General features: G+C 51.3%; 22 protein-coding genes. 7 read left to right on the forward strand and 15 right to left on the reverse strand.

What is annotated here, in order from left to right:
• Positions 1-11 precede the first annotated feature (11 nt).
• On the forward strand, positions 12-1,619 hold the full coding sequence (locus ACW9KT_RS16270; RefSeq protein WP_457082268.1) for a tetratricopeptide repeat protein: 1,608 nt from the start codon (positions 12-14) through the stop codon (positions 1,617-1,619).
• A 74-nt stretch (positions 1,620-1,693) separates the two neighbouring features.
• Here the strand turns inward: ACW9KT_RS16270 and ACW9KT_RS16275 are convergent, their stop codons facing one another.
• The 15 genes from ACW9KT_RS16275 to ACW9KT_RS16345 all read right to left on the reverse strand — a co-directional run bounded on the left by ACW9KT_RS16275 (position 1,694) and on the right by ACW9KT_RS16345 (position 16,397).
• Entirely contained in the window at positions 1,694-2,755 is a 1,062-nt protein-coding gene (locus tag ACW9KT_RS16275; protein WP_457082270.1) for an RluA family pseudouridine synthase, read from the reverse strand.
• A gap of 96 nt (positions 2,756-2,851) precedes the next feature.
• Positions 2,852-3,478 carry an OmpH family outer membrane protein gene (locus tag ACW9KT_RS16280; RefSeq protein WP_457082272.1) on the reverse strand — a complete coding sequence of 209 codons (627 nt, stop codon included), beginning with the start codon at positions 3,476-3,478 and terminating at the stop codon, positions 2,852-2,854.
• A 41-nt stretch (positions 3,479-3,519) separates the two neighbouring features.
• Entirely contained in the window at positions 3,520-4,203 is a 684-nt protein-coding gene (locus tag ACW9KT_RS16285; protein WP_457082273.1) for an OmpH family outer membrane protein, read from the reverse strand.
• 39 nt (positions 4,204-4,242) lie between these two features.
• Positions 4,243-6,753, reverse strand: a complete 2,511-nt coding sequence (bamA, locus tag ACW9KT_RS16290; protein ID WP_457082275.1) for an outer membrane protein assembly factor BamA — start codon at positions 6,751-6,753, stop codon at positions 4,243-4,245.
• 8 nt (positions 6,754-6,761) lie between these two features.
• A complete protein-coding gene (locus ACW9KT_RS16295; RefSeq protein WP_457082277.1) occupies positions 6,762-7,508 on the reverse strand; it encodes an isoprenyl transferase in 747 nt (248 codons plus the stop codon).
• A gap of 86 nt (positions 7,509-7,594) precedes the next feature.
• On the reverse strand, positions 7,595-8,317 hold the full coding sequence (gene porG / locus ACW9KT_RS16300; RefSeq protein ID WP_457082279.1) for a type IX secretion system protein PorG: 723 nt from the start codon (positions 8,315-8,317) through the stop codon (positions 7,595-7,597).
• A 40-nt stretch (positions 8,318-8,357) separates the two neighbouring features.
• A complete protein-coding gene (locus ACW9KT_RS16305) occupies positions 8,358-9,260 on the reverse strand; it encodes a DUF6089 family protein (protein ID WP_457082281.1) in 903 nt (300 codons plus the stop codon).
• 131 nt (positions 9,261-9,391) lie between these two features.
• Positions 9,392-10,285 carry an NAD kinase gene (locus ACW9KT_RS16310; RefSeq protein WP_457082283.1) on the reverse strand — a complete coding sequence of 298 codons (894 nt, stop codon included), beginning with the start codon at positions 10,283-10,285 and terminating at the stop codon, positions 9,392-9,394.
• 38 nt (positions 10,286-10,323) lie between these two features.
• Positions 10,324-11,763, reverse strand: a complete 1,440-nt coding sequence (locus ACW9KT_RS16315) for a BamA/TamA family outer membrane protein (RefSeq protein ID WP_457082285.1) — start codon at positions 11,761-11,763, stop codon at positions 10,324-10,326.
• A gap of 162 nt (positions 11,764-11,925) precedes the next feature.
• On the reverse strand, positions 11,926-12,594 hold the full coding sequence (locus ACW9KT_RS16320) for a CBS domain-containing protein (protein ID WP_457082287.1): 669 nt from the start codon (positions 12,592-12,594) through the stop codon (positions 11,926-11,928).
• A gap of 135 nt (positions 12,595-12,729) precedes the next feature.
• A complete protein-coding gene (locus ACW9KT_RS16325; protein WP_457082289.1) occupies positions 12,730-13,518 on the reverse strand; it encodes an alpha/beta fold hydrolase in 789 nt (262 codons plus the stop codon).
• A 12-nt stretch (positions 13,519-13,530) separates the two neighbouring features.
• Complete coding sequence (locus ACW9KT_RS16330; protein WP_457082291.1) at positions 13,531-14,145, reverse strand: anthranilate synthase component II; 615 nt, start codon at positions 14,143-14,145, stop codon at positions 13,531-13,533.
• An 85-nt stretch (positions 14,146-14,230) separates the two neighbouring features.
• Positions 14,231-14,752, reverse strand: coding sequence for a CvpA family protein (locus ACW9KT_RS16335; RefSeq protein WP_457082293.1), 522 nt, complete (start codon positions 14,750-14,752; stop codon positions 14,231-14,233).
• Positions 14,753-14,849: 97 nt separating this feature from the next.
• The gene (locus tag ACW9KT_RS16340) at positions 14,850-15,314 is read right to left on the reverse strand and encodes a GatB/YqeY domain-containing protein (RefSeq protein WP_457082295.1); all 465 of its coding nucleotides are present in this window, start codon (positions 15,312-15,314) and stop codon (positions 14,850-14,852) included.
• Between the two features lie 60 nt (positions 15,315-15,374).
• A complete protein-coding gene (locus tag ACW9KT_RS16345; RefSeq protein ID WP_457082297.1) occupies positions 15,375-16,397 on the reverse strand; it encodes a hypothetical protein in 1,023 nt (340 codons plus the stop codon).
• Positions 16,398-16,481: 84 nt separating this feature from the next.
• On the opposite strand from ACW9KT_RS16345, the gene ACW9KT_RS16350 reads away from it, so the two are divergent.
• From ACW9KT_RS16350 to ACW9KT_RS16375, 6 genes are all read left to right on the forward strand, one after another.
• Entirely contained in the window at positions 16,482-17,195 is a 714-nt protein-coding gene (locus tag ACW9KT_RS16350) for a pyridoxine 5'-phosphate synthase (RefSeq protein ID WP_457082298.1), read from the forward strand.
• A 118-nt stretch (positions 17,196-17,313) separates the two neighbouring features.
• Positions 17,314-18,363, forward strand: coding sequence for a tRNA 2-selenouridine(34) synthase MnmH (mnmH, locus tag ACW9KT_RS16355; protein ID WP_457082300.1), 1,050 nt, complete (start codon positions 17,314-17,316; stop codon positions 18,361-18,363).
• A gap of 59 nt (positions 18,364-18,422) precedes the next feature.
• Positions 18,423-19,475, forward strand: a complete 1,053-nt coding sequence (gene selD, locus ACW9KT_RS16360) for a selenide, water dikinase SelD (RefSeq protein WP_457082302.1) — start codon at positions 18,423-18,425, stop codon at positions 19,473-19,475.
• A 2-nt stretch (positions 19,476-19,477) separates the two neighbouring features.
• A complete protein-coding gene (locus tag ACW9KT_RS16365; protein WP_457082304.1) occupies positions 19,478-20,071 on the forward strand; it encodes a hypothetical protein in 594 nt (197 codons plus the stop codon).
• Between the two features lie 66 nt (positions 20,072-20,137).
• The gene (locus tag ACW9KT_RS16370) at positions 20,138-20,908 is read left to right on the forward strand and encodes an alpha/beta fold hydrolase (protein WP_457082306.1); all 771 of its coding nucleotides are present in this window, start codon (positions 20,138-20,140) and stop codon (positions 20,906-20,908) included.
• 95 nt (positions 20,909-21,003) lie between these two features.
• Positions 21,004-21,708, forward strand: coding sequence for an SAM-dependent methyltransferase (locus ACW9KT_RS16375; protein WP_457082308.1), 705 nt, complete (start codon positions 21,004-21,006; stop codon positions 21,706-21,708).
• Positions 21,709-21,719: the final 11 nt, after the last annotated feature.

Raw genomic sequence — 21,719 nt, forward strand, 5'->3', positions numbered from 1 at the left:
CCCTTTTGCTCATGAACTCCAAGCCCTGGAAGCTTTCGCTCCTCGTTGCCTTGTCGGTTTCTGGCTCTGCCGCATTTGCTCAGAGCGTGCAGACCGCCCAAAAGTCGCTCGAACTGGAGCGCTACAGCGAGGCTCGTGCCGCGCTAGTTCGTCAAGGTCAATCTCCTGAGGTGATGTATGAGTTGGGCCGCCTGTATCAAATGCGGGAAATGCCTGATTCCGCTGCATTCTACTTTAGCAAGATTACTCCGAACAAAGAATCTCCGATGTCGCTGGTGGCTGCTGGCCGCGCTGCCTTAGCTAAAGGCAATGAAACGGAGGCTGCTAATCAGTTTGATCAGGCAGTGAAAGCCACCAAGAAAAAGGAGGCGTTCAATACGCTAAAGATGATTGCTCAAGCCTATGCTGAGTCCGATATAAAGGACAACAAGAAGGCTCTTAGCTACCTGACCGCTGCACAAGAAGCCAACAAAGGCAAGGATGACCTAGGGCTAATGATTGCTCGTGGTGACATTTACCAAAAGTCGGAGACGGGTGGTGGTGAAGCAATGGGCAGCTATGACCGGGCTTTGATCGTCGATCCAAACTCGGTAGTAGCTAACTATCGCAAAGGCCAGTTGTATGTGCGTTCGCGCAACTTCAACGAGGCTCGCACTTCCTTCGAGAAGGCTATCAGCATTGATCCAAACTTTGCCCCAGCCTATCGCGATTTGGCTGAGATGTACTACTTCGCCAAGCAGTACGATTTAGCCCTATCTACTTTCCAGAAGTACATGGCAATTGCTGAGAAGACTCCCAGCACCAACGCCAAGTACGCTTCTTTCTTATTCCTAACAGGTAAGTATCCAGAGGCTCTGACGGAGATTCAAAATGTGTTGCAGGCCGACCCGAACAACCTGACCATGAACCGTCTGTTGGCTTATTCGCTCTACGAGAACAAGCAGAACGAGCAAGCCTTGGCTGCTATGGACAAGTACATGAAGATGGTACCAGCCAACAAGATTATCCCTGAGGATAACGTGTACTATGGCAAAATGCTGATGGGCGCTGGTCGTACGGATGAAGGTGTTGCCATCATTGAGAAAGCTATTCAGGCTAATCCCGACAAAGCTGGCGACCTACAGAACGACTTAGCTCAGGCTTACTTAGCTAAGAAAGATTACGCGAAAGCTATTGCTACGTATCAGGCCAAAATTGCATCGCAAGGCGACAAGCCTGAGCTAGCTGACCAGATTTATCTGGCTCGTGCTTATGAGCAGAACAAGCAGTTCGCTGAAGCTGATAAATTATATAGCGCTGTAGCTACGGCTCGCCCTTCGTACGTGCCTGTATACTTAATGCGTGCTCGTGCCAATTTCGGTCTCGATCCTGATTCCAAGCAGGGTACCGCAAAACCTCATTATGAAAAGTTTATTGAGGTAGCTAAAGCCAACGATCCTGCTAAGTACAAAGAGGGTCTGGTAGAAGCCAACAAATATTTGGGCTACTACTATTACCAGAAGGGTGACAAAGCTACTTCGCTGCCTTATTGGCAAGAAGTACTCGCCTTGGATCCTTCCGATTCGCAAGCTTCTACGGCTGTCAGCGAAATCACCAAGCGCAAAACTGCTAAGAAGTAATATTCTTGCACTGCCACAAAAAAGCCCCCCAGCCTAGGCTGGGGGGCTTTTTTGTGTTTGATGCTGACTAAAATTTACACTAGCTCATCAGAAGCATACTTTTCCCACTTTTCTAAGGCAGCAGTGAAGTCGGGAGGCAAATCTGCTTCGAAGTGTAAGTGCTGCCCGGTATCCGGATGCTCGAAGCCCAAAGACTTCGCGTGCAAAGCTTGGCGCGGCATCAGCGCAAAAGCTTTTTCTACAAAAGCTTTATAGGCGCCGGTACGCTGTCCATATAAGATCTTATCACCGCCATAGGTAGCATCGGAAAAGAGAGGATGACCAATATGCTTCATATGCACCCGAATTTGGTGAGTACGCCCCGTTTCGAGGTTGCATTGTAGCAGCGCTACGTGCCGATACGTTTTCAGAACCTTGTAGTGCGTGACAGCAGGCTTTCCTTGCTCGCCATCGGGGTAGACCGACTGCACCTTTCGATCTTTTAGGCTGCGGCCTACGTGGCCTCGTATAGTTCCTTCCTTCTCCTTCGGGATTCCCCAAACTAAGGCCAAGTACGTGCGCTCAATGGTATGATGGAAGAACTGCTGCGAGAGGTGAGTCATAGCCCACTCCGATTTGCCTATCACGAGCAACCCGGAAGTGTCCTTATCAATGCGGTGCACCAAGCCTGGGCGTATCTCGCCATTACGGCCAGTAGGCAGGTTTTGAAGATGATGTGCTAGGCCATTTACCAATGTACCGTTCCAGTTGCCATATGCGGGATGTACTACCAAACCAGCAGGCTTATTTACAAGCAGCAAGGCCTCATCCTCGTAAGGAATATCCAGTTCCATCGGCTCGGGTATTACCTTAAACTCACGCGGTGGCTCGGGCAGCGTGATAGTGATAATATCGTGTGGCTTGATACGGTAGCTCGCCTTGACTACCTTCTCATTTACCTGCACTGCTTCGGCTAGAATAGCGTTCTGAATCTTCGTGCGCGAAGTATGCGACAAGCGGTTCAGCAGAAACTTATCTAGGCGCAGCAATTCTTGCCCCCTATCTACCTGAATGCGGTGGTGTTCATATAGTTCGTCGCCTCCCTCACCCAGTTCTTCATCGGCCAAATCATTGGGGGGCAAATTTTCTGTTTGCATAAGTTATTAACTAAAAAGCACGTAGCTACAAGCTCTTAAAAACAAGAAAGCCGGAACATAGAGTCCCGGCTTTCAAAACTAATAAGTAAGGTGATACTAGTTCTTCTTACCCTTCTTAGCAGTACCACTAGCTGGAGCAGCGGCAGGCTTTGCTGGAGTAGCAGCTGGGGCGGCCGCAGGAGCGGCCTGAGCGGCACCAGGTGTTACACCCATTTTCTTCAGAATCAAGTCTGAAATATCGCCTTCCTTAGGGCCATGCAATAGCACTGGACTGGCACCATCCGAGTTCAGCACATAGGTATAGCCGTTTTCTTTGGCTACTTCATCAATAGTCTTCTGCAACTTATCTAGTGCGGGCTTCAACAGAGTTTGCTGCTTTTGCTGAAGCGAATTGTCAGCACTGCGCTGAAATTCCTGAATGGAGCCCTGTAGGCCAGTCAACTCTTTTTCCTTGTCAGCGCGCACCACATCGGTCATGGTAGAAGCACCTTTCTGGTAGGCCTCTGCTTTGGTCTGATAGTCAGAAATCTTGCTCTTGAGCTGAGCTTCTAATTGCGTGCTATAAGCTTTCAGATCAGACTCAATACGCTTGCTTTCGGGCATCTGGCTGAGCACGTAATCCACGCTAGTGTATCCGATTTTCAGCGGAGCCTGAGCCAGCGTAGCCGTCGTAGTGGTGAAAGTGAGGGCGGCCGCAGCCAAAGCAAGGCGAATCTTGTTCATGGTGGTCATTAAATGGGAAGTTGCAAGTTAAAAAGTCAAAGTTAGTTCTTTCGGTTCACCGGTTGAGTTGGTTGCCGAGTACGAGGTGCCGGCCGGGTTGTAGGAGCCGTGGTAGGGGCCTCTGAATCTGTGCCATCGGCTGGCGTAGTAGGCGTTTGTACAGTTTGCACTGTTCCTTTCTTGCCTGGCTGGTTGGTTTCCTCCGAAGCCAGACCTAGTTCTTCCAGTACAAATTCAGTGTAGTCATGTACTGGGTTCGTATAAAGCATGGTCAAGTCACCCGCTTTATCAAACACAATAGCTAGCTGTTTCTTCTTAGCTACCCGTTCGATAGCTTCAAACACTTGATCCTGAATTGGCTTAGTCAGTTCTTGACGCTTCTTGAACAATTGTCCCTCAAAGCCAAAGATCTTATTCTGATAAGCCTTTATATCCTGTTCTTTCTTTAGAATCTCGTCTTGCCGCTTCTTTTTTGCAGCCTCTGTTAGTAACACTTCTTCTGCTTGATAAGTGCGATATAGCTTATCAAGATCTTTCTTTTGATTTTCAATATCCCTTTGCCAGTTACTAGACAACGTATTTAACTCCTGTTGAGCAGCAGCATAAGATGGCATTTTACCCATCACAAACTCGGAGTCTACATACCCGAATTTCTGCGCCTGAACTGTAGAGGCTGTCAGTAGCCCCACCAAAGCAATAGCAAAAAGAGAAAGTAGCTTTTTCATGGTGAAGACTTAATAACCCTGGCCACTCAGCTAGCCGAATTAGCGAATCTGCTGGCCGATGATAAAGTGAAAAATACCTTCCTTTTTGGTCTGGCCAGGTACCGTATCCAGTGGGATACCGTAATCAAAGCCCAGCAAACCAAATGCCGACATAAAGATGCGGGCGCCCACACCCACCGAACGGTACAGCTTGTAGGGGTTATAGTTAGTGTATTGATCAAACGAGTTGCCAGCCTCAGCAAAGCTCAACACGTAAACAGTAGCCGCTGGATTGAGTGATACTGGATAACGCATCTCCATTACAAATTTATTGTAGGCTACACCCCCGCTGGAGGCCTGACGCGCGGTCGGAATAGCAGTGGCATCGCCTGGGTCGCCATAGCCGCGCAAGCCAATAAACTCGGTGCCAACTATGAAATTTTGGGCTCCGCCAAAACCCAAACCAGCGCCACCCATCTTAAAGCGCTCAAAAGGTCCTATCTGCCGGTTTGCGCTATAAGAGCCGATATAGCCAAAGTGAGCGCGCGAATTCAGTACTAGTTTACCTACAATAGGCGTAAACCAGGAAGCATCAAACATCCATTTGTGGAATTCTACCCACTCATTTACTGATGGATGTGACCCATTGAATACCGAGTAAGGAGGCGTCAGGTTTACGCTTAGCGACAACGACGAACCGCGCCGCGTGTAAGTAGGGTTGTCGATGCTATTGCGCGATAAAGTGGTATTCAGTGTAATGTTATTCGCGTTACCAGTACCGTTCGGGAAGAAGTCCGTACCAAATGCTGGATATTGATTCAGCTTGTATTGGCTAACCGACAGCGAATTGGTAAGCGTGAAATAGTCATCGGGGAAGCGCAACTGGCGGCCCAAACCGATGGAAGCACTGTTCACCTTAATAAAACGGTCGTTATTCGCATCGAGGGCCTGGCCTATACGCTGGATGCTCTTATTCAGGCTGAATGTTAGCGAGTTCCGCTTTCTGCCGCCCAGCCAGGGCTCGGTGAAGGAAAAAGAATACGCTTGATATTGCAAGCCATTGGCCTGAACGTTCAGCGCCAAACGCTGACCATCGCCGGCTGGCACGGGCTTCCAATTGCTGAAATCACCGGCTTTGCGTAGCGAGAAGTTATTGAAAACTAATCCTACTGTACCAATAAAGCCGGCAAAACCACCCCAGCCACCCGAGAGTGTAATTTGGTCGGAAGGCTTCTCTACTACTGTATAGTTGATATCTACTGTACCCTCAGCAGGGTTAGGTACTGGGTTAATGCCGATTTTTTCAGGGTCAAAATAGCCCAGCGTAGATATCTCTCGTTGGGAACGAATAAGCAATTCGCGGTTAAACTTATCACCGGGCAGAGTACGCAACTCACGACGCAGTACATGGTCGCTGGTTTTGGTGTTGCCTGCAATGTTTACTTCTTTGATACGAGCCTGCACTCCTTCGCTGATGCGCATCTGCAAATCAATCGAGTCGCCTTCGATCTTCGTCTCTACTGCATCAATGTTGAAGAACAGGTAGCCATCATTCATGTAAAGCGACTGCACATCTTGCCCCGTAGGGTTGTAGCTAATGCGCTTTTCTAGCTCCTCTTTATTATATACGCTGCCCTTTTTGATGCCTAATACCGAAGCAAGCGTTTTGTCATCATAGAGGTAGTTGCCACTCCAAGTGATATTGCGGAAGTAGTACTTTGGGCCTTCATCAACACGAATTATCAGGGCCAATCCATCCTCCCGCCGAATTAGGGTATCGGAGAGAATAACAGCGTCACGGTAACCTTCAGCGTTGTAGAAGTCCAGCAGTTTAACCTTGTCCTCTTCGTATTCAGCACGCTGAAACTTTCCAGAAGTGAGCAATTTATAGGGCTTCTTGGCCTTCGTCTTTTTTAGCTTGCCTTGCAGCTTACCGTCTTTAAACGCTTCATTACCCTCGAAGACGATATCACGAATGCGAATTTTATTACCACGGTCGACCTTTATCTTCAGCACTACGCTATTCGATAAGCTCGAGTCAGGAACTTGCGTGATATTTACTTTGGCGTCGAGGTAGCCCTTGTTAGTGAAGTACTTACGAACTTGAGTTCGGGTATTATTCAGCAACGCATCGGTAACAACCTTACCACGGATCAGCTTGATCTTATCCTTTAATTCGTCGGCTTGACCTTTTTTAATGCCTACAAAATCAAACTTGGATAAGCGAGGACGCTCACTCAGAAAGAAATCCAAGAAAATGCGCTGCCCATCGATGCGCGCAATAGATACGCTCACATCGCCGAGAATACCCTGCTCCCAAAGACGCCGAATAGCTTTACCAATTTCCTCCCCCGGAATACTTATCGGGTCACCTACTTTGAGACCTGTAATTCCAATTAGGGTATTCGCATCGAGGTAGCGGGCCCCACTAATTGTAATGCCCCCCAACTCATACCGCTGAGGCTCAGCTGCTGGCGCCGGCGTTTGTGCCAACACTGGTTCAGCTACAGCAAACGCCAGTAGTAAAGCTGTAGCCAGCACCCCAATAACCTTATGAAAAGAAGCAATCATTCTAAAAACTACGAAACGGTTAGTTGTTCACTGGTTTTGCCAAAGCGGCGTTCGCGGCGCTGATAAGCCTGAATGGCATCATAGAAATGCTCGCGCCGGAAATCAGGCCACAACAAATCGGTGATATAAAGTTCAGTATAAGCTAGTTGCCAAAGCAAAAAATTGCTGATACGCTGCTCTCCACTAGTTCTAATTAGTAACTCAGGATCAGGAATGCCCCCCGTAGCCAGATATTGAGTTATGGTAGCTTCGTTCACAGCTGTTGGTGCCAAACGGCCGGCAGCCACCTCCTCACTTATGCGACGCATAGCTTGAGTTAGATCCCAACGCCCGCTGTAGCTTAACGCTAATATGAGCGTCATGCGGGTACCACCCTGGGTTAACTCTTTGGCTTCAGCTAGCTCTCGCTGGCAAGAGGCTGGCAAGCTTTCAATTTGTCCAATGGACTCCAGACGAATGCCATTTTTCAGTAGCGTGGGCGTCTCTTGTCGAATGGTGTGCACCAGCAACTGCATGAGCGCAGTAACTTCGTACGCTGGTCGAGCCCAGTTTTCAGTCGAAAAAGCATAAAGCGTTAGGTACGCTATGCCTAGTTCTGCTGCACCTTCTACTGTATCCCGTACCGCAGTAATAGCGCTTTGGTGACCAAAAATGCGAAGGCCACCTTTTTGCTTAGCCCACCGACCATTACCATCCATTATAACGGCAACGTGAGCAGGTAAATTCTGAGAGTCTATTTCGGACCGAGCGGCCATTGCTGTTTTTTGCGTAAAGAGGCTGCAAGTTACGCAAATGGTTGCATTTGACCCTGTAAAGTCGGGACAACACAGATTCGCCTCACTTAGTCGGGGCAATAGATTTTGTAGAATGTATAGGACACACTTACTCCGTTATAGAAGTACCAGTCCTTGGTATGACGATTAGCCACAAGCGCGTTTTGGTCGCTCAGATGGTCAAGCTCGTCCGTAAACGTTTTGCGGGCACCTACCTCCAGACCTAGATTCCAGCGAGGCGACAAAGCATACTTTATTCCTGCTCCTACCGGAATAGCAACGCCCAACATAGCTCCCTTAGTGTTTAATCCTTCCGTTGCGGGGCTATCATAGGTGGTTTTTGTGTTCGCGTAAAAGCCAGCAACTCCGATAAACACGTAGGGCGTGAAGTGAATTTTGTCCCTACGATTGTGAAAGTCGAAGAAGTTGTACTCAACTACGGCTGAGGCTTCAGCTAAGCCCCCTTTCATACTTGCTCGTCGATAGTTATGCAAAGGAGCCACGTCACCATTTGACCCCATTACATTCAAATCATTTGCTTGAAGCATTCCACCCGTAAATGCCCCCCGCAACGTGATGGGTACCGAAACATCTCTGCGGTAGAATACTGTTAAAGCTGGTCTGTTGTTCTCGAACTGGTAAGCCGGCGACAAATCACCTTTGTAATTGAGGCCTCCAATACCAACGCCTAACTCGCTGGTGTTTTGAGCCTTAGCAGATGAGATAAAAAAAACACTCCCTACTTGCACCAGGCAAATAAGGAGTGTCTTGAAGGGAAGCGAATGCAGCATTAGACTGACTGTAGGGTTAAGAAGACAGCCAGGGCTTTGGCTATCGGAATTTCGGGCTCTTCACGCGTGGCTGAAGAATGTAGTTAAGCGTGATACCAGTAACGATATACCAGTCATCTTCATTGCTCTTGCCACGCATATTACCTGGATTATCAAATCCGGCAAACTCACCTGTACGGCTACGCGTTATGTCCCGACCGAAGTACCGAGCTTCAGGGGTACGCAGGTTTGCAGGGTCAGCAAAGTTACCACTTACATCGTCAAGATAATCGGTGAACGTTTTGCGCCAGCCGATTTCCAAGCCAATATCGAAGTCTTTGTTGATTTTGTAGCGTACACCGCCACCAAAAGGAATGGAGATCTGCGTCTTGCTGTATCCACTAGTCTGGCCTTCTGTATTCAATGGCTGTAGCTCTACATAATCACCAGGGTTTAGGCCAGGTGTTGCATTGTCTCTTACCAAACCTTTAGGATTGTGGTAAAAAGCAGCTACACCAGCGAATACGTAGGGCACGAAGTCGGGACGACGCACATAGGTATTGCGATTCTCAACTAGGTCGAAAACTCCGATTGCTGATAACTCAACTATGTCGTTACGGAAGGCAAAATTCCGGTTGTAGCGGAATTTTGCATCATTATCATTTGGGTTAGCAGCTTTTATATCATCACCCGTGATACGGCCATACGAAAGACCAGCGCGGCCGGAAATCCGGGGAGCAAAACGGCGGGTGAATGTCAAACCGACATTGGGCCGGGTAGCGGCAAAACGGAAGCTAGGTATGCTCGCTTTTGGTACCACATCACCAAAGTAGTTCATAGCGTTTAAGCTCACGCCTACGGAATTGTACTGTTTCCGCTTATTGAACTGCTGGGCACTCGCCTCATTGGTTGCTAGTGCAAGCACAAGCAACGCAACGAAGGTATGGGTGAAAAAATGCTTCATAATCAAGCCAAGGAGGGTTAGAGATATCAGAGTTGAGAATGCGTGATTAGCTCAGAGCCGCGACCGCAGTCAGCGACAAAAGTAGGGTTTGTAAAGAACTTTAAAAACAAATATTACAAATAGCCATCTAGTTATAAAGGCGTACCGACGGGATTGCGACGGTCGAGTCCCCAATTCAACTTGCTGCGCAAGGTGCTTAAAAAGTTAACATGATTCAATTTTATGAGTCGCGCACCGAACGTTTCGCGGCGCACTGCTATCTGCACATTGGCTTCTACTGGCACGGAGCGGGAGTCAAGAGAGAGCAGGAAGTTATTGCTCCTGCCTTCTATTTCGAAGGATATTACACTACGATCGGATACGATAAGGGGCCGCACATTCAGATTGTGCGGACATACGGGAGCAATAATGAAATTGTTGGTTTGGGGCAGCATTACTGGTCCTCCACAACTCAAGGAATAGCCCGTAGAGCCCGTTGGAGTAGCCACAATCAGCCCATCGGCCCAGTAAGAATTCAGGTACTCACCATCAATGTAGGTGTGTACCACGATCATAGAAGAAGTATCGCGTTTTAGAATGGAAAATTCGTTGAGACCAAAATTAATTTTACCGAAAACCTCTGGATCGGTCTCTACGCGGATCAAACTTCGTTCCTCAATTACAAAATGCCCCTTAAACAAAGCATCGATAGCGTGCGCGATGCGCTCAGGCGTAATGGTTGCTAAGAAGCCAAGGCGACCAGTATTGATGCCCAAAATTGGGATTTGCAGGCTACCAACGTAGGTTACTGTGTCCAAAAGCGTGCCGTCGCCCCCAATACTAAAAACGAATTGCACCCCACGTAGAGAGTCGCCGCGCCGAAAGACAGTGGTATCGTTGGGTAAGTCTAGGCGTGAAGCAAGCGAAGTATGAAACGACTCCGCAATTAGAATCTCTGTTTGCCGAGCTATCAAGTCATCTAGCAATGCCTGCATAAAGGGCAAAGTAGAATCGTCGAGGGGCTTACCGATAATGGCGATTTTCATAACAAAAAAGTAACCTACAATAACCCACCGGGCAATGTTTAGATCGGAAAATCGGTGCGAAAGAAGAAACCGCCCTGCCCGCGTGCGTTACGGGTATACTCAATAGTCAGAACACGGTCGTAATAAGTAACGAAGTGCAAACCGACCCCGGCGGATGCTATGAGCTGATTAGGCAGGCTATTGTTTGGGATGGACGTACGGGCTATTACGTAGCCGGCATCAGTAAAGGTATTCAAATAAACTACCAAGGGAAGGCTGTTTATCTTGGGATTAGCTATACCCTGAAGCTTTATTTTGCCCGCATCTAACAAGCGGTACGACACACCTTGCCGCGCCAACGCGTAATGTCGGCCGTCTACTACGTATGCATCGTAGCCCCGCACATGCGCGTCGTAGCCTAAAGCACGGTTGTCAGCGTACCCAATGCGTTGAGTTATTCGCGCTTGGCCCTGCAACCCGAAGTTGTAATAAAAATTGCCCCCCAGCGCAAAATACTGGGAGTAACGAGCCACAAGGGTAGTAATATCCGGGGTACTGGGGGTTAGGAAAACCCGGTGAGACAGCGCTATTTGAGCAAAGCGACCGGTAAGAGGATAGGCAAAGGTATTGCGCTGGTTCAGGGTATTAGTGAGCCTGAATTCAAGAAACTCACGACGCGTACCATCTAGAAAATAGACCGGATTCAATTCAATGATAGAATCAGCAACTCGCTCCTTGTAATAGGCAACATCAAAGGCGGAAAAGCGCTGCACAGATTGGCGCCAACGCAGGCCTATTGAGCCGAATTGACGTACAAGCGGAGCCCCCTCTTCGGGCCGAAACGTAACCAGCCGATCACGAAGGGTAGCATAATCGAGGGCACGGGGCCGCGAATAAGATAACCCGAACCCGAGGCCAATCCGACGGCGCGGCCCATAGCCGGGCGCTTCGTAGAAAAGCTCATAGCGCCGATTGAAGCCGAGCTGTACGTTGGCGCGAATCTCCTCATTGCGCCCCCGAAAGTTTCTGCGCACTACATAAAGCCCGTAGTTAACGCGGCGCCACCGGTCGGTACGATCAAGCCAAGCGTTAAAATTACGCTCGGCGAAAGAGAGAGTCGGGATAGGAAAAGTATACCATCGTTCTTGCACGGCGAAGAGCACCGTTATTTCGCCATCGCGACATACAGTTTGCTGAATTACGTTGTGAAAAAGCCGCAGATTAAACAACCGTAAACGATTACTCTCGAGGCGGGCGGCCAGGGTTGCTACGTTGAGCGTATCACCTTCACGAAAGTCTAGCTCAGCTCGCAGCACCACTTCCTTGGTGACTTCGTTGCCGGCAAATAGAATGGTGGCAACCCGCACCCTTGCGTATTGTGGACATTGCGCTCGGATGAGGCTATCAGCGGGCGCGCGGCGAATTGAATCGGGGACCGGTCTGGGGGGCAAAATACTGCTTCCCAACAGCAAGGAGAACAGACAGGCGAGCAGACTCAACTAAGTAGCAGAATAAACATGAAAAGTCGAACGGAGCGCAATTCTTGTTCCGCAACGTTGAGCTTACAGAGCACTCCCCTTGTTTATCAAGCCGGCTATTGCCTTGCTTGACTATAATTAGTTCATTATCAGAAGCTAGCCAGCTACGATTTCAAAATTTTTCTATAAGCTCAAATACTTCAGCAAAGCGTCGAAACGATCCTGCTCGCCCTCGCTGACATCGCTGGCTCCGCTAAACTGCGCGGTAATCACGTACCCAAAGCGCTCCAACGTAGCCACGATACGCGTGAGCGTAGGCGTATTGAGCTTCAACGTCAGGCGAATCTTGTACGGGTCCGTTTCATCCTGCGCAACGTGGGCACTCAGGATTTTGGCGTTGTTCTCCTCTACGTAGCGGCTGATTTGGGTAAGCGAGTAATCGCGTTCGTCCATCGAAAGCACTAAAATGCCCCCCTGCCCTACGGCAATAGGCATTTGGCCAAGAGCGGCTAGGGTATCACCTACAGTCACGACACCCAAGTATTCGCGCTGCTCGTCGAGGACGGGTACCAGCTGAATTTTATTTTGAATAGCTATTTCCATGATGTTGTAGAAATGTTGATCGTGCTGTACGTGCACGTCGGCATAGCCCAACGTGAGCCGGCTGAGTAGCTCCTCCGTCTGATCGTAGTCTAGCAGGTCCGACTCGGTGATGAGGCCGCGATACTGGCGATTATCTACGACGGGAAGTTGTCCCACGTGGAATTCCTCCAGCCATTTGGCAGCTTTCCCTGTCGAGTCCGTCACCTGCAAGGGCGGAATCATATGGTTGAGCAAGTCTTCGGCAAGCATAAAATGCATTGAGTGGGCTGAGAAACAAGTAGTAAACGCGGATAAGCTACGAACCAAAAGGCAAACAAGCGTCAAGGAGCCAACTTTGTTTGTTTTAGTCGGCTCCAGCTTACATAAGGACGAGAAAGTTATCCTTTAAGATACAGAGCTGACGATGGGCCGGTGCTTGGTATGAAGCAAAAACTTCCGCAGCCGGGCATTAAATGCCTCGGGACGCTCCATCATGGGCGCGTGGCAACAGTGGTCCAAGAAATGCAGCTCCGAACCGGCAATGAGTCGATGGAACTCGTGCGCCACTATTGGTGGGGTAATTGTATCATTCAAGCCCCAGATCAGCAGCGTAGGCACCTGAATTTTGCTTAAATCCTTGGCCAAATTATGGCGCTGAGCCGAGCGAGCAATACTGATGATTCGCAGGACCTTGATGTTGGAATTGGTGACATTGAACACCTCATCTACCAGATCTTTGGTAGCCAGCGTCGGGTCGTAGAAAGTATAGGCCACACGCTGCTGAACAAAGCCATAATTACCGCGCTTCGGAAAAGAGCTTCCCATGGAGTCCTCAAACAAGCCGCTGCTGCCCGTGAGCACCAAGCGCTCCACTTGCTTAGCGTTATGCAAGGTATAGACCAGTGCTACGTGTCCGCCGAGCGAGTTGCCGAGCAAAGTAAATGGCTGCGTTAGACCCATTTCAGCCACAAACTCCTCCACGTACCCCACCAAGCCCGGTACGCCGGCTTTGGTCAGAGGCATCTCATAAATGGGTAGCATCGGGATAATGACGCGGTAATCGCGTCCAAAATCGCTGATGACTGCCTCCCAGTTGCTCAGTGCGCCAAACAGACCGTGCAGGAGCAGGAGCACTTCGCCGGTGCCTTCCTCCACGTACTGAAATCCATTTTTTTCCTTGATCTGCAATTCCATCTTCTCAGCTTCTCAGCGGGTGGGCGCGACGGTTGCTGGCCGGGCGTCCTTTGCAATGATACAACACTTGACCCAATTGCCTAGCAAGGCCAACCCATAGGTGGTGAGCAACGCTTCGGGATGGAACTGTACGCCATAGAGCGGTAATGAGTGGTGGCGAAAGGCCATTATTTCCTGGGCTGAATCCGTAGAGTGAGCTAGCGGCACCAGGGAAGCAGGCAAGTCTTTGAGTATTAAGGAGTGATAACGCGTGACACTCAACTTGGGGGGCAAATTATGAAACAATGGCTCCTGGGGAGCAATTTCTATTTCTGACACTTTCCCATGCATAGGCCTCGCGGCCCGCTGGAGCTTAGCACCAAAAAATTCGCCCAGCGCCTGATGCCCCAAACAAACACCTAACATCGGGACCCGCTGATGATACGCACGCACTACGGCTGGCATGATGCCCGCCGCATCCGGCGTGCCAGGCCCCGGCGACAATACAATGCCATCGAAGTCAAGCGCTTCAATAGCGGCTAAGGAAGCATCATTGCGCACAACCTGTACATGCACCTGCAGTTGCTGCAAGTAATCGAGCAGGTTGTAGGTGAATGAGTCGAAATTGTCGAGCAGGAGGAGGCGCACGAATAAAATCAGGTAAATAGTCGATCAGTAAACAGATGATCAGCTATTTAATTCACTAGTTGAAAGTGGTACCCTTGCCTTTAGGTTAAAACACCTCCCGCAGGCGGATTAGCAGTGTGCTGGCAAAAGGCATCACGAACCCAACCACTTCTAGGGCTACGGGCGTGGCTTGCTGTACCATAGGCAGCACTTGTGAGTTGGCGACCAAGCTGGGCGAGAGCAACTTGATACCTGCTAAGCCTAAGCCATGCAGGAGCAAACTCAGCCCCAACACCCATTTAAGGGCGCCAGCGACTCCGCCCAAGATATTATCAAGTAAGCCAAGGGGCGTGAGATGCACAGCGCTTTTCACGAAGCTGCCCAACAGATGCACGCCCCAGCCAATGAGGGCGAATACCAGCAGAAACGACACGATAGGCAATAAGCCAAACGCCTCACCCGCGTAGTGCCTCACCAATGGAATGGCATCATTTAAAAGCATCAGACCGCCCACCACGCCGAGCACGAAAGCCAGCAGCGAGGCCACCTCCAGCACCAAGCCCCGACGAAAACCCTTCACTGCGCCCACGCCGACTACAAGCAGCAGAAAGAGGTCGAAGCCGGACATGGGGTGCAACGTGAAGTAGTGACGGGTGAAGTAATGAAGTGAGCTTGATGAAGTGCATCCTCGCTTTTCACTACCTCACCTTCAGCCTTATTAAAATTTAAACATTCGTGTTGTTGAGCAGATTGCTCACTACCTGTGAAATCATGCGACCGTCGGCTTGACCGCTAAGCTCGCGGGCGGCAACGCCCATTACCTTACCTAAGTCGGAGGGGCCCTTGGCGTCTACGCGCTGAATAATATCGACGATGCGCTCAACCAAATCGGCTTCGGAGAGCTGCTGGGGCAGATATTCTTCGATGATGGCTAGCTCGGCCAGCTCAATTTCTTCGAGGTCGGAGCGGAACTGCTTCTGGTAGGTTTCAGCGGCTTCGCGGCGCTGCTTGGCTTGCTTGGTGAGCAGCTTAATCTCAGCATCAGGCGTGAGGGCCGCGCCGTGGGAGCCTTCGGCCGTTTCGGCCAGCAGAATCTGGGATTTGATGCTGCGCAAAGCGGTAAGGCGCACTTTATCTTTGGCAAGCATTGCCTGCTTTATTGCGGCGTCGATGGTTTCTTTTAGGGCCATAATAGGGGAATTTTAGGGTGCAAGATTACAGCTTTCTTGTGAAGGAAAGCTGTATCAGTTCTAGCTGAGCTTGTTTGCGCTGTGTAAAATTTGAACAAGCTCAGCGGGTCTATCAACATACAGCGCTACACAACGCACGGAGCGCTGCATGCCATAGATACCAGTTATAGTTACCGGCTCTACGAAAGTGAGTAACAAATTAGGACTTGTTACAAGCGGCCCAGCTAAGTTTAGTATCCCAGAATCCGTAGGAGCCTCGGTAATACTCTTTATAGAAGTCACCTTGTGTCGGTCTACCTGTAGTCTCCACACCAGACCAATCCGAATCAGTATCGCTTCAGCCGTAAGGATAGTCGGGCGCAGCCGCACGGCGTGCAGGTGAGCTACTAGAAACAGGAGCGTGTACAGATCGAGGATGAATAGCACCCAAGCCACGCTAGGGCTCCACCGCTGCACAAGCAAGTGCACGGCAGCCGTCTCGATAACTGATAACATACAGACGGTGGCAATAAGGGCGATAAAGCCAGAGTTGCGGTGGCCGCTGAAAGTGGTTTGACCAGCTTGGCACTCTACATTTGCTCTCCAGCCTAGCACTGCATAGCGAAACAAGGCTATTTCGAATACCAACAGAGAGAAGGACTTACCCAGTGTACCGGTGAAGGCCCTGTGCAAATTCTCTAAGAAGTCAGCACTTTCTTTGGCTGCTACTTGGTAAGCGTGTACAACGCGGCGCAGATTGACAAATGCTGTAACGACAAGCACAACCTCGACTACAATTGCGCCATGGCTGGCCCAATCCAGGTATTGCTGGTGAGCTTCGGGAATCAAAGAATAACCTAAAGCCAACGCGCAACCAAAAGCAGCAGCCAGGGTTATCAGAGGCAGTTGGTAACGCCGTATTATCAACCAATAAAATAGCGCTGGAATGCCCACTACCATATCAAATGTAACGGCGGCAGGTAGAGCAGTATGACTTTCGAAAGCAGATGAAAGCGTCACCAAACGTTCAATAAGCAGGAGAGCTGCTGCTGCGCCCACGAATAATATGGCCGGGCGGTAATTAAAGGAAGGGGCCAGCGTCATGGAATTCCGAAGTAGTGAGCTTGCGGTGTGGCATTCTTATCTTTGACGACGTGCTAAAAACAGCGTCAGCAACAGCCCAGTATTATGACTAAGCTTAGCGTAAACATAAACAAAATCGCTACCCTGCGGAATGCCCGCGGCCACAACCGCCCCGACGTGCTGCAAGTGGCCCGCGACTGTGAGCGGTTTGGGGCCCAGGGCATCACGGTACACCCACGGCCCGATGAGCGACACATTCGCTTCCAAGATGTGCGTGACCTCAAAAGGATCGTGACCACCGAGTTGAATGTGGAAGGTAACCCCACGCCCGATTTCATGAATCTGGTGCGGGAAGTGCGCCCCGAGCAGGTAACACTCGTACCCGACGCCCCCGATGCCATCACCTCCAATGCCGGCTGGGATACGATAGAACACCAGATCTATCTGTTGGGCATCGTGACGGAGCTGAAGTCGTTGGGCTGCCGGGTTTCCATCTTTCTAGATCCTAATCCGGCAATGGTGAAGGCCGCCGTAGGCACTGGTACCGACCGCATTGAGCTCTACACAGAAGCTTATGCCCAACAGTACCCGAAGGATCCGGCAGCGGCTATTGCATCCTATCGGACGGCCGCTATTATGGCCCAGGAGCTGGGCTTAGGCCTAAACGCCGGCCACGATCTGGACTTAGATAATCTGGCTTACCTCAAGCAGAACCTGCCCGGCCTGGAAGAAGTTAGCATCGGGCACGCGCTGGTCTGCGATGCCCTATACTTGGGACTAGAAAACACGATTCAGATGTATCGACGGCAATTGGTCTAGGAACGCATCAGGCCACCTATGGCGTTACCTGTTGCTACCAGTTCAGCCTGCATGATACTACCGTGAGCCGTTCAGCATTAGAACGCGCCGCTCGCGCTTGCCCACCAAACCTTACTCTATGCCCCGTCTTTCCCTTTCCGACTTTCTGCAAGGTCCACCCGACGCCCCTATCCTGGATGTGCGGGCGCCAGTGGAGTACGCAGCAGGGCACATTCCGGGCGCAGTGAGCTTGCCGCTCTTTACGGATCAGGAGCGCGCGCGAATTGGTACGGCTTATAAGCAGGTCAGTCAGGAAAATGCCATTCATATTGGGCTTAACTTCTTTGGCCCCAAGATGAGCCAGATGGTGAAGCTGGCTCAGAAAATTGCCCCCCAGAAAGAAGTTCGCCTGCATTGCTGGCGCGGGGGTATGCGAAGTGGAGCTGTGCTATGGCTGCTGGAGCTGGCTGGCTTCAAGGTGCATTTGCTAGATAAAGGCTACAAAGACTATCGGCGCTGGGCGCTGGCCCAATTTGCGCAGCCGCGCCCCCTTCTCGTGCTGGGCGGCCTGACGGGCAGCGGCAAAACCGATGTGCTGCACGAACTAGCCCGACAAGGCGAACCTATTGTTGACTTAGAAGGATTAGCCAGCCATAAGGGCTCTTCATTTGGAAGTATTGGGCTGCCGCCCCAGCCCACCGTCGAGCAGTTTGAGAATGACTTGGCTTTTACATTGGCTAATTTGCCCCCCAGCGCCACTCCTTGGTTTGAAGACGAGAGCTTAGCTATCGGCCGCCTTACTATTCCAAAGCCAGTGTTTGAACAAATGCGGGCGGCGCCGCTCATTGTGTTGGAAATACCCAGAGCCGTGCGCACCCGCAAGCTGGCCGCCGAGTACGGCCGCGAAGACCCTGCCGAGCTGGCCGCCGCCATTCAGCGCATCGGTAAACGCCTAGGTGGGTTGGCGACCAAAGAGGCGTTAGCGGCTATTGAGGTGGGAGATATGGAGAAAATGGTGGATATCGCGCTCGATTATTATGACAAAACCTACGGCTACGGGTTGAATACCAAAACCAGCAGCACGATTGTGCGTGTGCCCTCCGATACCTGCGACGCGGCAGTAAATGCGGAGCTGGTGCGGGTGGCCGCCCAAAACCTAGTTGGTGCTACCAGCATCTCGCAGCACTAACTCCAGAAGTGCGTCAACTTTTAGAAATGATGCTTCATTACCAATCTCACCCCGACCCTATGATCTTCGAAGAAACCGACCAAATCCGCCTCACTCAGTACAGCCACGGGGCGGGCTGCGGCTGCAAAATCGCGCCGAAAGTTCTCGACCAGATTCTGAATACCAGCATTCCTCAGCCGCAGAATGACAAGCTGCTGGTGGGCAACAGCTCCCGCGACGATGCGGCAGTGTTCGATATTGGCGGCGGGCAGGCTATTATCAGCACCACCGACTTTTTCATGCCCATCGTGGATGATGCTTACGATTTCGGACGCATTGCCTCGGCCAACGCCATCAGCGACGTGTATGCTATGGGTGGGCGGCCGGTGATGGCCATTGCCGTGCTGGGTTGGCCCATCGACAAATTGCCCCCCGAAGTGGCGCGCCGCGTGATTGAAGGCAGCCGGAGCATCTGCGCCGAGGCAGGCATTCCACTGGCCGGCGGCCATAGCATCGACTCGCCGGAGCCCATTTTTGGTTTGGCCGTAACGGGTATGCTCGATATTCCTAACCTCAAGCGCAACGACACGGCCACCGCTGGCTGCGAGCTTTACTTAACCAAGCCGCTGGGTGTGGGCATGATGACGACGGCCCAAAAGCGCGGTATTCTGCGCCCGGAGCACGAGCAAATTGCCCCCCAGCAGATGATGCAGCTTAATAAAATCGGCTACGAGTTGGGGCAGCTAGCCAGCGTGCACGCCATGACCGACGTGACGGGCTTCGGGCTTCTTGGTCACCTATCAGAAGTGTGCGAAGGCAGCAATGTGACGGCCGAAATTGACTTTGCCAAGGTGCCGTTGCTAGCCGAAGCCGAAGAGTATCGTTTGCAAAAATCGGTGCCCGGTGGTACCGTGCGCAACTGGGACAGCTACGGCCACAAGATTGGCACCATCACCGACGAACAGCGGCAGTGGCTCTGCGACCCGCAGACCTCGGGCGGCTTGCTGGTGTGCGTAGCGCCGGAAGGCCGGGAAGCTGTGGGGGGCATTTTCGCGCAGTATGGCCTGGACTTGCAGCCCTTTGGCACGTTGCGCGCGCATACGCCAGGTGAAGCCTGGATTCAGGTTCGGTAGCGGTGAAGACGTTTCAGATACTGCGGCCCTTACTGGAGATTGGGGTACTCGTGTTTGCTATTGTCTTTGGACTGCGCTTTATCACCAGCTTTTTTTCGCAGAAAAGCAAAGTGTACCGGCCCACTTTTCTGCGGCAATTCTACCTGCTGTTCTGGCCGCTGCTGTGCTTGGGTGTGGGGCTGCCTAATTTGGGCTTTTACTTTTACTCGACTCAGTTGGCGGGCTATGAAGTAATACTGCTGCTGAGTGTGGGGGCCGTTTTGCTTGGTTTCTCCATGCCAGCCTTGCTGTTGCACGCTCAATACTACGCTCGCAACTTGCACACTACCCTCGTGTTTGCGCCCAAAGAAAACCGATTGGAAGTCTATGAAGGACGGGTTCGCATTCCGTTTCGGCAGAGCGAGTTAGTGCGCGTAGAGCGCGTGACTTGCAAGTCGCGGCGGCTGTTTTGGAGCAATTACGACTTCTTACGTCTGCACCTGCATACAGGGGAAGTCCTGACACTTACTTCTTTACTGGTGAATCTGGCTCCTTTATCGGAGTTTTTACGCAGCACGCCGTTGGAGCATCGTCAACGCTGGTTTTGCTGGACCTAAACCATTGCCTCCACAACGCAACAGCGTTGAGCACGTTTGCTTAGGTAACACCGACCTACTTTTCCCATGCAATTACACTACCGCGAACAAGGCCAGGGCTCACCGCTCGTTATTCTGCACGGCCTATTTGGCACCCTCGATAACTGGCAAACTCTGGCTAAGCGCTGGGCTGAGCATCACCGCGTTATTGCCGTCGATTTGCGCAATCACGGCCGCTCGCCCCACACCCCGGAGCACAGCTATGAGCTAATGAGCGAGGATGTGTACAAACTATTTACGCAGCTACAGCTCGACTCTCCTACCCTGCTGGGCCATAGTATGGGGGGCAAAGTTGCGATGCGTTTTGCGCTCGACCACCCCGACTTGCTAGCGCGTTTGATAGTAATGGATATTGCGCCGGGCTTCTCCTCCATGGATCATCAGGACAGCATCTTGGCTGGCCTGCATGCGGTAAAGTTTGACGGTCTGGAAAGCCGGCAGCAGGCTGAGGAGATGATGACTCCACACATACGGTCGGCTGTAGTCCGGCAGTTTTTGTTGAAAAACCTGTACCGCCGTGAAGATCATTCCTTCGACTGGCGCCTCAACCTTGCGGCCCTCACCACGCACATGTCGGACATTGGCGCCGAAATAAATGCCCCCCAGCCTTTCCTGAAACCGGCTTTATTCATTCGCGGAGGCAAATCGGACTACGTCACGACGGAAGACAAACTTCACACTATTCCCGCGCTATTCCCCAACTCTCAGGTCGAGACCATTGTGGACGCCGGTCACTGGCTACACGCCGAGGCGCCCGACAAAGTATTTGAGTTGGTGAACGCCTTTATGGAATCCTAATAATTAGAGCTTAGCGGAGGTCAGTTATGCGACGCGACGCTTAGCATGACCAGCTTTCCCACTCGTTTTTACCAAGCAACCAAACCTACCTCTCCTTGTCCGGCACGCTTTATCTTATTCCCACCATCTTGGCCGACGATACGGCGGCGCAAGTACTGCCGGCGCAGGTAGCTACGCACGTAGCAGCCCTCTCCTATTTTCTGGTTGAAAACGCTCGTACGGCTCGGCGCTTTGTGAAGAGTGTAGCTCCTGCTCATGTCATTGAGGAGCTACGTTTTACGGTAATTGATAAAGACTCAACGGAAGCCGAAATCAGAACGGCGTTGCAACCCGTAGCCGCAGGCCAGGATGCGGGCATTATATCGGAGGCGGGCTGCCCAGGTGTAGCCGACCCAGGCGCCGAGCTGGCCCGCGTTGCGCATCAGTTGGGAATTCGAGTGGTGCCACTAGTGGGTCCGTCCTCTCTGCTACTGGCACTAATGGGCTCGGGTATGAATGGGCAAAGCTTTGCCTTTCACGGTTATCTGCCCATAGAAAAAGCCAAGCGCGTGGCTGCCATAAAGCAACTGGAACGAACGGCCCTCACTCAACACCAGACGCAGCTTTTCATCGAAACGCCGTACCGCAACATGCCGCTGTTGGATGATTTGCTGGCTCATTTACAGCCGTCTACCCGCCTGTGCATCGCTGCCAGCCTCACGGCTTCTAACGAGTTTGTGCGCACTCACACGGTGGCTGGCTGGAAGGGCAAGCTGCCAGAAATTCACAAGCAGCCAGCGGTATTTCTGATTGGCAAGTAGCGCCAGCTTGA

The sequence above is a fragment of the Hymenobacter sp. HD11105 genome (genome assembly GCF_054051685.1).

Excerpts from the sequence above, each read along its gene's own strand:
- ACW9KT_RS16275 (WP_457082270.1), bottom strand. The coding sequence starts at position 2,755 with ATGCAAACAGAAAATTTGCCCCCCAATGATTTGGCCGATGAAGAACTG.
- ACW9KT_RS16370 (WP_457082306.1), top strand. The coding sequence starts at position 20,138 with ATGCAATTACACTACCGCGAACAAGGCCAGGGCTCACCGCTCGTTATT.
- ACW9KT_RS16310 (WP_457082283.1), bottom strand. The coding sequence starts at position 10,285 with ATGAAAATCGCCATTATCGGTAAGCCCCTCGACGATTCTACTTTGCCC.
- ACW9KT_RS16345 (WP_457082297.1), bottom strand. The coding sequence starts at position 16,397 with ATGACGCTGGCCCCTTCCTTTAATTACCGCCCGGCCATATTATTCGTG.
- mnmH (WP_457082300.1), top strand. The coding sequence starts at position 17,314 with ATGCCCCGTCTTTCCCTTTCCGACTTTCTGCAAGGTCCACCCGACGCC.
- ACW9KT_RS16350 (WP_457082298.1), top strand. The coding sequence starts at position 16,482 with ATGACTAAGCTTAGCGTAAACATAAACAAAATCGCTACCCTGCGGAAT.
- ACW9KT_RS16325 (WP_457082289.1), bottom strand. The coding sequence starts at position 13,518 with ATGGAATTGCAGATCAAGGAAAAAAATGGATTTCAGTACGTGGAGGAA.
- bamA (WP_457082275.1), bottom strand. The coding sequence starts at position 6,753 with ATGATTGCTTCTTTTCATAAGGTTATTGGGGTGCTGGCTACAGCTTTA.
- ACW9KT_RS16340 (WP_457082295.1), bottom strand. The coding sequence starts at position 15,314 with ATGGCCCTAAAAGAAACCATCGACGCCGCAATAAAGCAGGCAATGCTT.
- ACW9KT_RS16320 (WP_457082287.1), bottom strand. The coding sequence starts at position 12,594 with ATGCTTGCCGAAGACTTGCTCAACCATATGATTCCGCCCTTGCAGGTG.
- porG (WP_457082279.1), bottom strand. The coding sequence starts at position 8,317 with ATGCTGCATTCGCTTCCCTTCAAGACACTCCTTATTTGCCTGGTGCAA.
- ACW9KT_RS16295 (WP_457082277.1), bottom strand. The coding sequence starts at position 7,508 with ATGGCCGCTCGGTCCGAAATAGACTCTCAGAATTTACCTGCTCACGTT.
- ACW9KT_RS16285 (WP_457082273.1), bottom strand. The coding sequence starts at position 4,203 with ATGAAAAAGCTACTTTCTCTTTTTGCTATTGCTTTGGTGGGGCTACTG.
- selD (WP_457082302.1), top strand. The coding sequence starts at position 18,423 with ATGATCTTCGAAGAAACCGACCAAATCCGCCTCACTCAGTACAGCCAC.
- ACW9KT_RS16305 (WP_457082281.1), bottom strand. The coding sequence starts at position 9,260 with ATGAAGCATTTTTTCACCCATACCTTCGTTGCGTTGCTTGTGCTTGCA.
- ACW9KT_RS16280 (WP_457082272.1), bottom strand. The coding sequence starts at position 3,478 with ATGAACAAGATTCGCCTTGCTTTGGCTGCGGCCGCCCTCACTTTCACC.
- ACW9KT_RS16335 (WP_457082293.1), bottom strand. The coding sequence starts at position 14,752 with ATGTCCGGCTTCGACCTCTTTCTGCTGCTTGTAGTCGGCGTGGGCGCA.
- ACW9KT_RS16270 (WP_457082268.1), top strand. The coding sequence starts at position 12 with ATGAACTCCAAGCCCTGGAAGCTTTCGCTCCTCGTTGCCTTGTCGGTT.